Origin of the sequence: Pseudomonas sp. GM48 (genome assembly GCF_000282335.1) — a bacterium.
GTDB lineage: Bacteria > Pseudomonadota > Gammaproteobacteria > Pseudomonadales > Pseudomonadaceae > Aquipseudomonas.
On sequence record NZ_AKJM01000117.1, the window covers coordinates 121,782 to 135,760 of the forward strand.

At 59.1% G+C, this 13,979-nt stretch carries 14 protein-coding genes; 12 read left to right on the forward strand and 2 right to left on the reverse strand.

All coding sequences use genetic code 11. The features are described 5' to 3' along the window. Positions 1-225: 225 nt before the first annotated feature. From rpsP to PMI28_RS07120, 10 genes are all read left to right on the forward strand, one after another. The gene (rpsP, locus tag PMI28_RS07165; RefSeq protein ID WP_007972721.1) at positions 226-477 is read left to right on the forward strand and encodes a 30S ribosomal protein S16; all 252 of its coding nucleotides are present in this window, start codon (positions 226-228) and stop codon (positions 475-477) included. A gap of 5 nt (positions 478-482) precedes the next feature. Continuing rightward, the gene (rimM, locus tag PMI28_RS07160; RefSeq protein ID WP_007990026.1) at positions 483-1,019 is read left to right on the forward strand and encodes a ribosome maturation factor RimM; all 537 of its coding nucleotides are present in this window, start codon (positions 483-485) and stop codon (positions 1,017-1,019) included. Between the two features lie 2 nt (positions 1,020-1,021). Continuing rightward, complete coding sequence (gene trmD, locus PMI28_RS07155; RefSeq protein ID WP_007990028.1) at positions 1,022-1,774, forward strand: tRNA (guanosine(37)-N1)-methyltransferase TrmD; 753 nt, start codon at positions 1,022-1,024, stop codon at positions 1,772-1,774. A 45-nt stretch (positions 1,775-1,819) separates the two neighbouring features. Next, entirely contained in the window at positions 1,820-2,170 is a 351-nt protein-coding gene (rplS, locus tag PMI28_RS07150) for a 50S ribosomal protein L19 (RefSeq protein WP_003175895.1), read from the forward strand. Between the two features lie 133 nt (positions 2,171-2,303). Beyond that, complete coding sequence (gene xerD, locus PMI28_RS07145; protein ID WP_007990030.1) at positions 2,304-3,200, forward strand: site-specific tyrosine recombinase XerD; 897 nt, start codon at positions 2,304-2,306, stop codon at positions 3,198-3,200. Between the two features lie 305 nt (positions 3,201-3,505). Beyond that, complete coding sequence (gene dsbC, locus PMI28_RS07140) at positions 3,506-4,237, forward strand: bifunctional protein-disulfide isomerase/oxidoreductase DsbC (RefSeq protein ID WP_007990033.1); 732 nt, start codon at positions 3,506-3,508, stop codon at positions 4,235-4,237. A gap of 132 nt (positions 4,238-4,369) precedes the next feature. Continuing rightward, a complete protein-coding gene (locus PMI28_RS07135) occupies positions 4,370-5,674 on the forward strand; it encodes a homoserine dehydrogenase (protein WP_008053502.1) in 1,305 nt (434 codons plus the stop codon). Between the two features lie 66 nt (positions 5,675-5,740). After that, on the forward strand, positions 5,741-7,150 hold the full coding sequence (gene thrC / locus PMI28_RS07130) for a threonine synthase (RefSeq protein WP_007990037.1): 1,410 nt from the start codon (positions 5,741-5,743) through the stop codon (positions 7,148-7,150). 119 nt (positions 7,151-7,269) lie between these two features. After that, positions 7,270-8,625, forward strand: a complete 1,356-nt coding sequence (locus PMI28_RS07125) for a transporter substrate-binding domain-containing protein (protein ID WP_007990038.1) — start codon at positions 7,270-7,272, stop codon at positions 8,623-8,625. 160 nt (positions 8,626-8,785) lie between these two features. After that, positions 8,786-9,073 carry a DUF3509 domain-containing protein gene (locus tag PMI28_RS07120; protein ID WP_007990041.1) on the forward strand — a complete coding sequence of 96 codons (288 nt, stop codon included), beginning with the start codon at positions 8,786-8,788 and terminating at the stop codon, positions 9,071-9,073. A 170-nt stretch (positions 9,074-9,243) separates the two neighbouring features. On the opposite strand, the gene PMI28_RS07115 is transcribed toward PMI28_RS07120, so the two are convergent. Together PMI28_RS07115 and PMI28_RS07110 are read right to left on the reverse strand one after the other, a co-directional pair. Beyond that, positions 9,244-10,212 (reverse strand): TIGR02285 family protein, encoded by a 969-nt coding sequence (locus PMI28_RS07115; RefSeq protein WP_007990043.1) that lies wholly within the window; start codon positions 10,210-10,212, stop codon positions 9,244-9,246. After that, the gene (locus PMI28_RS07110; RefSeq protein WP_007990045.1) at positions 10,166-11,365 is read right to left on the reverse strand and encodes a CaiB/BaiF CoA transferase family protein; all 1,200 of its coding nucleotides are present in this window, start codon (positions 11,363-11,365) and stop codon (positions 10,166-10,168) included. Before PMI28_RS07110 ends, PMI28_RS07115 begins: the two co-directional genes overlap by 47 nt. Before the next feature lie 147 nt (positions 11,366-11,512). On the opposite strand from PMI28_RS07110, the gene PMI28_RS07105 reads away from it, so the two are divergent. Further along, the gene (locus tag PMI28_RS07105; protein WP_007990047.1) at positions 11,513-12,055 is read left to right on the forward strand and encodes a YaeQ family protein; all 543 of its coding nucleotides are present in this window, start codon (positions 11,513-11,515) and stop codon (positions 12,053-12,055) included. A gap of 66 nt (positions 12,056-12,121) precedes the next feature. Then, a complete protein-coding gene (gene recJ / locus PMI28_RS07100; protein WP_007990049.1) occupies positions 12,122-13,831 on the forward strand; it encodes a single-stranded-DNA-specific exonuclease RecJ in 1,710 nt (569 codons plus the stop codon). Positions 13,832-13,979 lie beyond the last annotated feature (148 nt).

A 13,979-nucleotide genomic window follows, 5' to 3' on the forward strand; every position in this document is an offset into this window, starting at 1 on the left:
TGCGCCGCCCCACAAGGAAGTGGGATCAACAGCAAACCCGCATCAGGCGGGAGCTGACCGGCCGTTTTCAACGACGGCTCTATAGCAAATCTGCATGGCGGCCGATAGGCGCCGGAAAAAGTCATTTGCAAAAGTCCGGATATTCCTTAGAATATGCGGCCTTTCGGGCACCCATGCCCGCTGTGCATTTAGATTTGCAGCACCGACTACAGGAACGATGTTCACATGCTAACAATCCGTCTTGCCCTTGGCGGCTCCAAAAAGCGCCCGTTTTACCACTTGACCGTAACCGACAGCCGCAACCCGCGCGACGGTTCGCACAAGGAACAGGTTGGCTACTTCAACCCTGTTGCTCGTGGTCAGGAAGTTCGTCTGTCCGTGAACCAAGAGCGCGTAGCCTACTGGCTGAGCGTTGGTGCACAACCTTCTGAGCGCGTTGCTCAGTTGTTGAAGGAATCTGCTAAGGCTGCGGCCTGAGCAATATGAACGCGACGCCAGCCATTGCTGATGATTTGATCGTTATCGGCAAGATTTATTCTGTTCACGGCGTTCGCGGCGAAGTGAAGGTGTACTCCTTTACTGATCCGATTAAAAACCTGCTGGACTACAAAACCTGGACGCTCAAGCGTGAGGGTAATGTAAAGCAGGTAGAGCTGGTCAGCGGACGCGGGAATGACAAGTTCCTGGTCGCAAAGCTCAAGGGTCTCGATGATCGCGAAGAAGCTCGTCTTCTGGCCGGTTATGAGATCTGCGTGCCGCGCAACCTGTTCCCTGAACTCACCGACGGCGAGTACTACTGGTACCAGCTGGAAGGTCTCAAGGTCATCGACACCCTCGGACAACTGTTCGGGAAGATCGATCACCTGCTGGAGACCGGCTCGAACGATGTCATGGTGGTCAAGCCTTGCGCTGGCAGCCTGGATGATCGCGAACGCCTGTTGCCCTATACCGAGCAATGCGTGTTGGCTGTCGACCTGGCCGCAGGCGAGATGAAGGTGGACTGGGACGCGGATTTCTAAGCGTGGCTAACTTGCGCGTAGAAGTGATCAGTCTGTTTCCCGAAATGTTCGCCGCCATCAGCGAGTACGGCATCACCAGTCGTGCGGTGAAACAGGGGCTCTTGCAGCTCACCTGTTGGAATCCGCGAGACTACACGACGGATCGACATCACACTGTGGACGATCGCCCGTTTGGCGGTGGTCCGGGCATGGTGATGAAGATCAAGCCCCTGGAAGATGCTCTGGTTCAGGCCAAGGCAGCCGCCGGGGAGGGAGCGAAGGTGATTTACCTGTCCCCCCAAGGCCGTCAGCTGACTCAGTCGGCGGTACGCGAGTTGGCGAATCTGGATGCATTGATCCTGATTGCCGGCCGCTATGAAGGCATTGACGAGCGTTTTATTGATGCTCATGTCGATGAAGAGTGGTCGATTGGCGACTATGTACTGTCTGGCGGCGAGCTGCCGGCGATGGTCCTGATCGATGCGGTTACACGACTGCTGCCTGGAGCTTTAGGGCATGCGGACTCCGCCGAGGAAGATTCCTTTACGGATGGTTTGCTGGATTGCCCGCACTACACCCGACCGGAGGTGTATGCGGATCAGCGTGTTCCCGACGTATTGCTAAGTGGCAATCACGCGCACATCCGGCGTTGGCGTTTACAGCAGTCCCTTGGTCGGACCTATGAACGACGCGCCGATCTTCTGGAAAGCCGCTCGCTTTCTGGAGAAGAGAAGAAGCTGCTCGAGGAATACATCCGCGAGCGGGACGATAGTTAACAACGTATCGATGGTAGATCAGACGATTTACCTTAGGAGCACAGCATGACTAACAAAATCATCCTTGCACTCGAAGCAGAGCAGATGACCAAAGAGATCCCTACCTTTGCCCCGGGCGACACCATTGTCGTTCAGGTGAAAGTGAAGGAAGGCGACCGTTCGCGTCTGCAAGCGTTCGAAGGTGTTGTTATCGCCAAGCGTAACCGCGGCGTAAACAGTGCATTCACCGTTCGTAAAATCTCCAACGGTGTTGGCGTAGAGCGTACTTTCCAGACCTACTCCCCGCAAATCGACAGCATGGCTGTCAAGCGTCGCGGTGACGTACGTAAAGCCAAGCTGTACTACCTGCGTGACCTGTCGGGTAAAGCAGCTCGCATCAAGGAAAAACTGGCTTAAGTCCAGCTTCCGATGCAGAAAGAAGCAGCCTACGGGCTGCTTTTTTGTTGCCTGCGATTTATGCGTGCGATGGTTTCGCGGGCGTGCGGGCTATGAAAGACTTGCAGTCAGTCTTTCCGCTGCCTGAGTCTTTATGCCCGCCATCGATCATCCCCTGATAGATCAATTCCTCGACGCCCTGTGGCTAGAGAAAGGTCTCTCCGACAACACCCGCGATGCTTATCGCAGTGACCTTGCGCTGTTTAACGGCTGGCTGCAGGAAAAAGGCCTGGAACTGATCAACGCAGGGCGCGAGCTGATCCTCGATCACCTGGCCTGGCGTCTGGAGCAAAACTACAAACCCCGCTCAACAGCGCGGTTTCTTTCCGGTGTACGTGGCTTCTATCGTTATTTGCTGCGGGAAAAATTGATCGCTGTTGATCCAACGTTACGGGTTGATATGCCGCAACTCGGCAGGCCATTGCCCAAATCCTTGTCTGAGGCAGATGTTGAAGCCTTGCTAAAGGCGCCGGACTTGAGTGAAGCCATCGGTCAGCGCGACCGGGCCATGCTTGAAGTGCTGTATGCCTGCGGCTTGCGGGTGACCGAGCTGATCAGCCTCACCCTTGAACAAGTCAATTTGCGTCAAGGCGTGTTGCGCGTGATGGGCAAGGGCAGCAAGGAGCGGCTGGTGCCGATGGGCGAGGAAGCAATTGTCTGGGTCGAGCGCTATGTGCGCGATGGGCGTGGTGAGCTGCTTGGCGGGCGTCCCAGCGATGTGCTGTTTCCCAGCCTGCGTGGCGAGCAGATGACCCGCCAGACGTTCTGGCACCGGATCAAGCACCAGGCCAAGGTCGCGGGGATCGGCAAGTCACTGTCGCCGCATACCCTGCGTCATGCGTTCGCCACGCACCTGCTCAACCACGGCGCGGATCTGCGGGTTGTGCAGATGCTGCTGGGGCACAGCGATTTGTCGACCACCCAGATCTATACCCACGTGGCACGCGCACGCTTGCAGGACCTGCACGCCAAACACCACCCGCGCGGTTAGCACGGGACTGTGTAGCAGCTGGCGAAGCCTGCGTCCGGCTGCGAAGCAGTCGTAAACCCTGAGTTCTCGGTTTAACTGATGTACCTCAGTGCCTGATCTTGCGACTGCTGCGCAGCCGGACGCAGGCTTCGCCAGCTGCTACATAAATGCGTCGTGCAACGTGAGCGAAATGTCGTGCATCAGGCGCATTCGGCCCCGGGGACCTTATGTGATAGGCTTGGCCGGTTTGCACGATGGGCGATTATGACCCGGTGTTTCGGCACGGGCGTTCTGATCGTCCCATATGTTCGCCTTCAGGAGTTCTCATGCGTCTGACCCAGATTTTCGCCGCCGCAGCCATTGCGTTGGTCAGCACCTTTGCCGTCGCCGATGACGCGGCCGACAAAGCCATTCGTAAAAGCCTGGAAAACCTCCAGCTCGAAGTCCCGGTGGAAAGCATTACCGCCAGCCCGTTGCCAGGCCTGTACGAAGTCAAGCTGAAGGGCAGTCGCGTTCTTTACGCCAGTGCCGACGGCCAGTACGTGGTTCAGGGCTACCTGTTCGATCTCAAGGACGGCAAACCGGTCAACCTGACCGAGAAGACCGAGCGCCTGGGCATTTCCAAGTTGATCAACGATATTCCGGTCGCTGAAACCGTGGTGTACCCGGCCATTGGCGAAACCAAGTCGCACATCACCGTATTCACCGACACCACCTGCCCGTACTGCCACAAGCTGCACGCCGAAGTGCCTGAGCTGAACAAGCGCGGCATCGAAGTGCGTTACGTGGCGTTCCCGCGTCAGGGCCTGGGCTCGCCGGGTGACGAGCAGCTGCAAGCGGTGTGGTGTTCGAAAGACAAGAAAGCGGCCATGGACAAAATGGTCGACGGCAAGGAAATCAAGGCCGCCAAGTGCGATAACCCGGTTTCCAAGCAGTTCGCTCTCGGCCAGTCGATTGGCGTGAACGGCACACCGGCCATCGTTTTGGCCGACGGTCAGGTCATTCCGGGCTACCAGCCTGCGCCACAAGTCGCCAAACTGGCGCTGGGCGCGAAGTAAATTCGCATCGTCACGGCAAGCCTTGACGATCATGGTCCGGCAGCGACATCGCCGGGCCATTAATAGAGAGCCGCGAGCATGCGGCTGTTTTCACGGCCGGCCTTGAGTCGGCCGTTTCATGGGGAGTTCACAGTGAAACCGGTCAAAGTAGGCATCTGTGGGTTAGGGACCGTCGGTGGCGGTACCTTCAACGTACTTCAGCGCAACGCCGAGGAAATTGCTCGTCGTGCCGGGCGTGGGATCGAAGTGGCACAAATTGCCATTCGCACGCCAAAGCCTCAGTTCCAAACGACCGGTATTGCGATTACCAACGATGTCTTCGAAGTGGCCACGAACCCTGAGATCGACATCGTCATAGAGCTGATGGGCGGCTACACCGTTGCCCGCGAGCTGGTACTCAAGGCCATCGAGAATGGCAAGCATGTGGTCACCGCGAACAAGGCGCTTATTGCTGTTCACGGTAATGAAATTTTCGCCAAGGCACGCGAGAAAGGCGTGATCGTTGCGTTCGAAGCGGCGGTGGCCGGTGGCATTCCGGTGATCAAGGCGATCCGCGAGGGTCTGTCCGCCAACCGCATCAACTGGGTGGCCGGGATCATCAACGGCACCGGCAACTTCATCCTGACGGAAATGCGTGAGAAGGGTCGCACCTTCGAAGACGTGTTGGCCGAAGCCCAGGCTCTGGGTTACGCCGAAGCCGACCCGACCTTCGACGTTGAAGGGATCGACGCCGCTCACAAGCTGACGATCCTGGCGTCCATCGCGTTCGGCATCCCGCTGCAGTTCGACAAGGCTTATACCGAAGGCATCACCAAGCTGACGACGGCCGACGTGAACTACGCCGAAGCGCTGGGCTACCGCATCAAGCACCTGGGCGTGGCGCGCAGCACCGCGGCAGGTATCGAACTGCGCGTACACCCGACGCTGATCCCGGCCGACCGCCTGATCGCCAACGTCAACGGCGTGATGAACGCAGTGATGGTCAACGGCGATGCGGCCGGTTCGACCCTGTTCTACGGTGCCGGTGCCGGCATGGAGCCGACCGCTTCGTCGGTGATCGCCGACCTGGTGGACGTGGTCCGCGCCATGACCTCCGACCCGGAAAACCGCGTACCGCACCTGGCGTTCCAGCCGGATTCGCTGTCGGCTCACCCGATCCTGCCGATCGAAGCCTGCGAAAGCGCCTACTACCTGCGTATTCAGGCCAAGGACCATCCGGGCGTATTGGCTCAGGTCGCGAGCATCCTCTCGGAGCGCGGCATCAACATCGAGTCGATCATGCAGAAGGAAGCCGAGGAACACGACGGCCTGGTGCCGATGATCCTGTTGACCCACCGCGTGCTGGAACAGCACATCAACGATGCCATCGCTGCTTTGGAAGCCTTGGCGGGTGTGGTCGGTCCGGTTGTTCGGATCCGTGTCGAGCACCTGAACTAAGCCGATATCGTTGACCGGGCTCGCTTGCGGGTCCGGCACTACGAACACTGTCCATTGGAGTCAGTCATGCGTTACATCAGTACCCGCGGCCAGGCACCGGCCCTGAATTTCGAAGACGTCCTGCTGGCAGGTCTTGCCACCGACGGCGGTCTGTACGTCCCGGAAAACCTGCCACGTTTCACCCAGGAAGAAATCGCTTCCTGGGCCGGCCTGCCGTATCACGAGCTGGCTTTCCGCGTTATGCGCCCGTTTGTCACCGGCAGCATTCCAGACGCTGATTTCAAGAAAATCCTCGAAGAAACCTACGGCGTGTTTGCCCACAGCGCCGTTGCGCCGCTGCGTCAGTTGAACGGCAACGAATGGGTGCTGGAGCTGTTCCACGGCCCGACCCTGGCGTTCAAGGACTTCGCCCTGCAATTGCTCGGCCGTCTGCTCGACTACGTGCTGGAAAAGCGCGGCGAGCGCGTGGTGATCGTCGGTGCCACCTCCGGTGACACCGGTTCGGCCGCCATCGAAGGCTGCAAGCATTGCGAAAACGTCGACATCTTCATCCTGCACCCGCACAACCGTGTGTCCGAGGTGCAGCGTCGACAGATGACCACCATTTTCGGTGAGAACATCCACAACATCGCCATCGAAGGCAACTTCGATGACTGCCAGGAAATGGTCAAGGCGAGCTTCGCCGACCAGGGTTTCCTCAAGGGCACGCGTCTGGTCGCCGTGAACTCGATCAATTGGGCGCGGATCATGGCCCAGATCGTTTACTACTTCCACGCGGCCCTGCAACTGGGCGGCCCGGCACGCTCGGTGTCGTTCTCGGTGCCGACCGGCAACTTCGGCGACATCTTCGCCGGTTACCTGGCGCGCAACATGGGCCTGCCGATCAACCAGTTGATCGTCGCCACCAACCGCAACGACATCCTGCACCGCTTCATGAGCGGCAACCAGTACGTCAAGGAAACCCTGCACGCGACGCTGTCGCCGTCCATGGACATCATGGTGTCGTCGAACTTCGAACGCCTGTTGTTCGACCTGCATGGCCGCAACGGCGCGGCGATTGCCGGCCTGATGGACAGCTTCAAGCAAGGTGGCGGTTTCAGCGTCGAGCAAGAGCGCTGGACCGAAGCCCGCAAGCTGTTCGACTCGCTGGCCGTGGATGACGCTCAAACCTGCGAAACCATCGCTGAAGTCTATGAACAGACCGGTGAAGTGCTGGATCCGCACACTGCCATCGGCGTGAAAGCAGCGCGGGAATGCCGCCGCAGCCTGGACATTCCAATGGTGATTCTGGGCACCGCCCATCCGGTCAAGTTCCCGGACGCCGTGGAAAAAGCCGGTGTAGGAAAAGCTCTCGAACTGCCTGCACATCTTTCTGATTTGTTTGAACGAGACGAGCGTTGCACCGTATTGCCAAATGACTTGAAGGCCGTACAGGCCTTTGTCAGTCAGCATGGCAACCGCGGCAAGCCGCTGTAATCGCTCAGAGCTGTCACATTTTGAAGCCCGTCTCCTGACGGGCTTTTTCATTTCTGCATGCACACTTGTCGTGTTATCGCCGCGAAAGGACAGGCGAGTGAATCACCAAGGACGTGGGAATGCTGTTTACAAGTGTGTTCAAACCGGCCATGCGCTGGTTGTTTTTGCTCGGCATCATGGGCATCGCCCAATGGGGAGGCGCGAGTCCTCCAACCCTTCAGGAACGCGGGAAGTCTGTCGCCCGTTCAACGGTCGTGCTGGATGAGCAGGAGTTACGGTGGATGGCCAGCCATCCACGGGTCGTTGTCACGGCACTGGAGTATCCGCTGTACCTGTTCAAGGATGAACATGGTCACTGGACGGGCCTGAACAGCGATCTGCTCAAGCGCATCAGTGACATGACGGGCTTGCAGTTCGTTTACCAAGAGTCGTTTTCCACCGATCAGATGCTCGCACACCTGGAAAGAGGCACGGCGGATTTAAGTACCACGCTTTCGATTAATGAAGAACGCAGGGCGCTTCTCGATTTCAGCCATGCGTTCGGTGGTGCAGGCTGGGTCTTTGTCGGGCAGGCGGGGGCGCCGCCGGTGCAGTCGCTGGAGGATCTGGCGAAACGGGTGCTGGTGCTGCCGACCCGACATGCACTGGAAGCGATGATACGTCGCGATTATCCGTCCATCGAGTTGCGCTCGGTTAAAACCCATGCCGAAGCCCGTGCCTGGGTTGAAAGCGGCGAAGCCTACGCCACCATCGAAAACGAAATCGGCGCCCAGCTGTTTCCGTCAGGCCGGCTACAGCTCGGGGCTGTGGTGCCGGGCAAATGGGATGGGGATTATCTGGCGGTGCGCAAAGGCCAGCCGCAGTTGCTGAGCATCCTCAACAAGGCGCTCGAGGCGTTTCCTGAGCAGGAACTGCGCGCCATTCGCCTGAAGTGGCTCGGTGGCACCAGCACGTCACAGGCACATGGCTTCTGGCAGCAATTTGACCAATGGATTTGCTGGGGCATGTTTGTGGTCAGCCTGTTTGGTCTGTTGTCCCTGCTTTGGAGCCGACGGTTGGCGGTGGTGGTCAGGCAACGGGTCGAGGCCCAAAGAAACCTGCGTGATCAGCTGGCATTCCAGCATGCCCTGATGGATGCCATGCCTGACCCGATGTTTGTTCGTGATCTGCAAGGGCGTTTGATCATGTGCAACAAAAGTTATGAGGACGCCTTGTCGACGCGTTTTGACCGGATGCAGGGGCGGCAGTTGATCGAGGTCGATGTCATGCCCAGACAAACCGCGGAACTGCTGCATGCCGAATTCATGGCGCAGTTGAGTACGCGCAGGACGCGCTTCTTCGAGCGTCAATTGGTGTTCAAGGACGGCGTCAGGGATATCTACCAGTGGACGGTGCCGTTTTACACGGCGGATGGCCAGCTACGAGGATTGCTGGGGGGCTGGGCCGATATCGCCAGGCGTACCCGACAAACGTGACGGTGGCGTTTTTTCTCTGTCATGTTCGCCGTGCATGCTCTCTTGACTGACCTGCAGTTTCATCTGCGGTCAGTATCCAGAACTTTCTTCTCGGGCCAGCGGTCATCTGTTGTAGGCATGCCCCAGGCACGTTGTTTCGGACTATTGAGTGGTGATCGGGATGGAAAGTATCAGTCTGTTGCTCGGTGAGGCGCTGAGCCCGTATCAGGTCACATTGACCCCGTCAGGCATTCGTGGCGAATGCCGGGTGACTCTGAAGAATGCTATCGGCGCGACTGTGGTCGAGCGCGAGTTAAATCAGGCCCAGTTGAATGACAAACGCTTGCTGACGGATGTGGTCGACGGTTTGCATCGCGACGTGCTGATCGCTGAAGGACGCCTGGAGCCTTGTGTCATCGCAGCATTGCGCAATGCTGCCCAGGACAAGCTTCTGGCCAGCCGCAATTGAACGGATTTTTGTGGGAACCTTCCCACGCTCAGGTCAGTCAGACTTTTTAACAGCAGGATCAAGCATTGTGCTCCGGTGCTTGTAGCTTGCTGCTACTGGTCTCCAAGCAGGCCACGTTTAACCCCGGGTCGTCTCCCCACTTCCCGGGGTTTCTTTTTGTCCGGGATTTGTCATGGTTGCGCCAGATTGTCGAAAAAAGCCTTGGTGTCTTTCAGGTAATCGCCGCGACTCTCCGGATCCAGCCAGGCGGCGTAGGCCTCGTCAAGGGGCTCGCGGGGAAGGGCGCGCAGCACCTGGTTGATCTCGGCGATGGCCTGCCGGCCCTTTGGCGTGTCGGTGCAACCGATGTAACCGGACAGGTATTTGCCCGTGCCGCGAATTGTATAGAACTGCAATTCATCCTCGGCGATGCCTTGCAGCGAGGCCTGATAGCGAATTTCCGGGCGATAGCCCAGCAGCAGGTGCAAGCGTCCCAGGCGCTGCATTTGCAAGAGGCTGCCCAAGGCGTCGTTGCCGTAATGAGCGGTCAGTGTGTTGGCTGGTGCTTGCTTGAGCAGCCCGTCCAGGTATTCGCCGTAATTGCGCTCGGCAATAATCCCCAGTTTTTCGCGGCCGCTGGCGAGCAGCGCTGCCAGGTCCACTTCGCCATCCTTGATAAAGGGCGCCAGCACGTTCTGGTCAATGCGCCGCACGGCCAGGCCATTGCTCATGGCGCGGAAGACCGGAATGGAAAAGGCGATCCACTGTTCCCGTTCCTTGCTCCAGTTCAGCGCCGCGTCGCAGACGAGGGCCGGTTCGTGGAGCATTTGCAGTCCACGCGCGCGATTGACCCTCATCACGCTGTGCTGGTACTGCGGCATGCCGGCAATCAACAGTGGAAGCAGTTGATCGATGACACCCTGGCCCTCTTTCGGCCCGTCGAAAATCGTCAGCGGCGGCAGATCACGCTTGAGCCAGATCAGGTTTTCCCTGGGCTGTGCCAGGGCTGACGGGAGCGGTTCAAGGAGCAAGAGTAAAATCGCCAGCATGCACAGCGGCCATCCGCCGTGCGACGGGTGGTGCCGAATGGGCCATGCAGGCAGGCGCCTCAGTTCAGATGGCTCCGTCTTTGCGCAACTGTGCGATTTGCGACGCGTCATAGCCAAGTTCCTGGAGTACCTGTGCGTTGTGCTCACCCAGTTGTGGCCCGACCCATTCACATTCACCGGGTGTCTCTGAGAGTTTTGGCACAATGCCCGGCATCTTGAAGTCCTTGCCATCCGGCAGCTTGGCTTGCAGGAACATTTCACGCGCCAGGTATTGAGGGTCATTGAACATGTCTTCGGCGCTGAAGATCCGGCTGGCTGGCACCTCGGCCTGATTCAGCTGTGCCAGCACCGTGTCCAGCGGCAACGAGTTGACCCAGCGATCGATGACGCCGTAAATCTCGTCGCGTCGGGCATCGCGGCCATCGTTGCTGGCAAGCTGAGGGTCGTTGGCCAGGTCTTCCCGACCAATGATCAGCATGAAGCGTTTGAAAATCGCGTCGCCATTGGCGCCGATCTGCACATGCTTGCCATCGGCACTGGTGTGGATCGAGGACGGGGTGATGCCCGGCATGATATTGCCCGTGCGTTCGCGGATGAAGCCGAACACGTCGAACTCCGGGACCATGCTTTCCATCATCGCGAAGATGGCTTCGTACAGCGCCACGTCCACCACTTGCCCCTGGCCGCCGTTGACCTCGCGATGACGCAGGGCCATCAATGCGCCGATCACGCCCCAGAGCGCGGCAATCGAGTCGCCGATGGAAATGCCGGTGCGCACCGGCGGCCGGTCTTCGAAACCGGTGATGTAGCGCAGGCCTCCCATGGATTCACCGACCGCGCCAAAGCCGGGCTGATCTTTCATCGGGCCGGTCTGGCCGAAACCTGACAGCCGCACCATGACCAGTTTCGGATTCAAGGCGTGCAGGACATCCCAGCCCAGGCCGAGTTTTTCCAGGACGCCGGGACGAAAGTTTTCGATCAGAATGTCTGCTTCGCCCAGCAGCTGTTTCAGGATCGCCTGACCTTCGGGGTGTTTGAGATTGAGGGTCAGGGATTTTTTATTACGCGCCTGGACGAACCACCACAACGAAGTGCCTTCATACAACTTGCGCCATTTGCGCAATGGATCACCGCCGTCCGGGGATTCGACCTTGATTACGTCGGCACCGAATTCAGCGCAAATGCGCGAGGCAAACGGGCCGGCAATCAATGTGCCCAATTCAATGACTTTCAGACCGGAAAGCGGTTTGGCGGTGATCGGCATGCGGGATCCTGCAGGACAAGGGTTGAGAGGATAGAGCGTTTTAACATAGCCGATTGTCAGACGCTCCAGCTTGATTGTGTTCTATTCGTGGATTGCCCGTTGCATCGGGTAGACTTGCCGCCTTTCCTCGTATCAAGAAGCCCGTTCATGGCCCAGCCGTCCACGACCTACAAGTTTGAACTGAACCTCACCGACCTCGACCGCAGCGTCTATGAGAGCGTGAAGCAGACCATCGCCCGTCACCCTTCGGAAACCGAAGAACGCATGACCGTACGCCTGCTGGCCTACGCTCTTTGGTACAACGAGCACCTGTCGTTTGGCCGTGGTCTGTCGGAAGTGGATGAGCCGGCCTTGTGGGAAAAAAGCCTGGATGACCGTGTCCTGCACTGGATCGAAGTTGGCCAGCCCGATGCCGAGCGCCTGACCTGGTGTTCGCGCCGCACTGAACGCACCAGCCTGCTGGCCTATGGCAGCCTGCGCGTGTGGGAAGGCAAAGTGGTGCCAGCGGTGAAAAACCTGAAGAACGTCAACATCGCTGCCGTGCCTCAGGAAGTCCTGGAAACCCTGGCCAAGGACATGCCGCGCGTTATCAAGTGGGACGTGATGATCAGCGAAGGGACGATCTTCGTCACCGACGACCGTGGTCAGCATGAAGTCCAGTTGCAGTGGCTGGCCGGTGAGCGCGGCTGATTTTTCGCCGCTCTAGCGCGTCACCCGGTTTTATCCTACGTATTCAAGAGAAGCTCCTGTCACCCCATGCGCATTGAACCTCGCCTGCTGCCCGACACCCTGCCATTCCTCGGTGATATTCCACCTCTGCTGACCCGCCTGTACGCGGCGCGGGGCGTGCAATCCGAGGCAGAACTGGACAAGAGCCTGGCGCGGCTGATTCCGTTCCAGCAGCTCAAGGGCATTGATGCCGCCGTGGATTTACTGGTGACGGCGCTCGAACAGCGCCAGCGCATTCTGATCGTCGGCGACTTCGATGCCGACGGTGCGACGGCCAGCACCGTGGGCACCCTGGGTTTGCGCCTGTTGGGTGCTGCGCATGTCGATTATCTGGTGCCAAATCGTTTCGACTACGGCTACGGCCTGACCCCGGAAATCGTCGCGGTGGCGCTGGAGCGCCAGCCTCATCTGCTGATCACCGTGGACAATGGCATCTCCAGCGTCGATGGCGTGACCGCGGCGAAAAAGGCCGGGCTCAAGGTGCTGGTTACCGATCACCACTTGCCCGGCGACGAACTGCCGTTGGCCGATGCCATCGTCAATCCGAACCAGCCGGGTTGCGAGTTCCCGAGCAAGGCGCTGGCCGGTGTCGGGGTGATTTTCTATGTGCTGATGGCCCTGCGCGCGCGATTGCGTGAACTGGGCTGGTACGCGAGCAAGCCGCAACCGAATATCGGCGAACTGCTTGACCTGGTGGCCCTGGGCAGCGTGGCCGACGTGGTGCCGCTGGATGCCAACAACCGGATTCTGGTGCATCAGGGCCTTGAGCGGATTCGCGCCGGACGTGCCCGGCCGGGGATCAAGGCGATCCTCGAAGTGGCCAAGCGCGATCATGCGCGCATCACCTCCACCGATCTGGGTTTCATTGTTGGCCCGCGCCTGAACGCGGCAGGGCGTCTGGATGACATGAGCCTGGGCATCGAGTGTCTGCTGACCGACGATGCGGCGACTGCCCGTGAAATGGCGGCGCAACTGGATGGCATGAACCAGGATCGCAAATCCATCGAGCAAGGCATGCAGCGCGAAGCGCTGGCGCAGCTCAAGGATTTGCCGGTGGAGTCGATGCCGTTCGGCTTGTGCCTGTTCGATCCGGAGTGGCATCAGGGCGTCATCGGTATCCTTGCGTCGCGGATGAAAGAGCGCTATTTCCGCCCGACCATCGCCTTTGCCGATGCCGGAGATGGCCTGCTCAAAGGCTCGGGGCGTTCGGTCCAGGGCTTTCACATCCGCGACGCCTTGAGTGTGGTGGCGGCGCAGCATCCGAACCTGATCACCAAGTACGGTGGCCACGCGATGGCGGCCGGCCTGACGCTGCCGGAAGCGAATTTCCCGTTGTTCGCCGAAGCCTTTGACGCTGAAGTGCGTCGGCAACTGCGCGAAGAAGACCTGACGGGCCGCCTGCTGTCGGACGGCACCCTGGCGGTGGAAGAGTTTCACCTGGAACTGGCCCGTGCCCTGCGGCATGCCGGCCCGTGGGGGCAGCACTTCCCGGAGCCGTTGTTTCATGGGGTGTTCCAGTTGGTCGAGCAGCGCGTCGTTGGCGAACGGCACCTTAAAGTCGTGCTGAGAAGTGAGTGTGGTTCGGTGAAACTCGATGGCATTGCCTTCGGGATCGACCGCGACATCTGGCCGAATCCGACCATCAAGTGGGTGGAACTGGCCTACAAACTCGATCTGAACGAGTTTCGTGGCAACGAGACGGTTCAACTGATGATTGCCCACATCGAACCGCGATAAGTCAGCTCACTGTATTGCTTTTGTGGCGAGGGGGCTTGCCCCCGTTGGGCTGCGAAGCGGCCCCAAATCTGCTTTATAATTCCGCAAGGCCAACTGTGCCGAATGGCTTTGTTGCGGCTGCTGCGCAGCCGAACGGGGGCAAGCCCCC

Coding starts and splice junctions, on each gene's coding strand:
- thrC (WP_007990037.1), top strand. CDS start 5,741: ATGCGTTACATCAGTACCCGCGGCCAGGCACCGGCCCTGAATTTCGAA.
- PMI28_RS07125 (WP_007990038.1), top strand. CDS start 7,270: ATGCTGTTTACAAGTGTGTTCAAACCGGCCATGCGCTGGTTGTTTTTG.
- rplS (WP_003175895.1), top strand. CDS start 1,820: ATGACTAACAAAATCATCCTTGCACTCGAAGCAGAGCAGATGACCAAA.
- PMI28_RS07120 (WP_007990041.1), top strand. CDS start 8,786: ATGGAAAGTATCAGTCTGTTGCTCGGTGAGGCGCTGAGCCCGTATCAG.
- rimM (WP_007990026.1), top strand. CDS start 483: ATGAACGCGACGCCAGCCATTGCTGATGATTTGATCGTTATCGGCAAG.
- recJ (WP_007990049.1), top strand. CDS start 12,122: ATGCGCATTGAACCTCGCCTGCTGCCCGACACCCTGCCATTCCTCGGT.
- xerD (WP_007990030.1), top strand. CDS start 2,304: ATGCCCGCCATCGATCATCCCCTGATAGATCAATTCCTCGACGCCCTG.
- PMI28_RS07105 (WP_007990047.1), top strand. CDS start 11,513: ATGGCCCAGCCGTCCACGACCTACAAGTTTGAACTGAACCTCACCGAC.
- rpsP (WP_007972721.1), top strand. CDS start 226: ATGCTAACAATCCGTCTTGCCCTTGGCGGCTCCAAAAAGCGCCCGTTT.
- dsbC (WP_007990033.1), top strand. CDS start 3,506: ATGCGTCTGACCCAGATTTTCGCCGCCGCAGCCATTGCGTTGGTCAGC.
- PMI28_RS07115 (WP_007990043.1), bottom strand. CDS start 10,212: ATGACGCGTCGCAAATCGCACAGTTGCGCAAAGACGGAGCCATCTGAA.
- PMI28_RS07110 (WP_007990045.1), bottom strand. CDS start 11,365: ATGCCGATCACCGCCAAACCGCTTTCCGGTCTGAAAGTCATTGAATTG.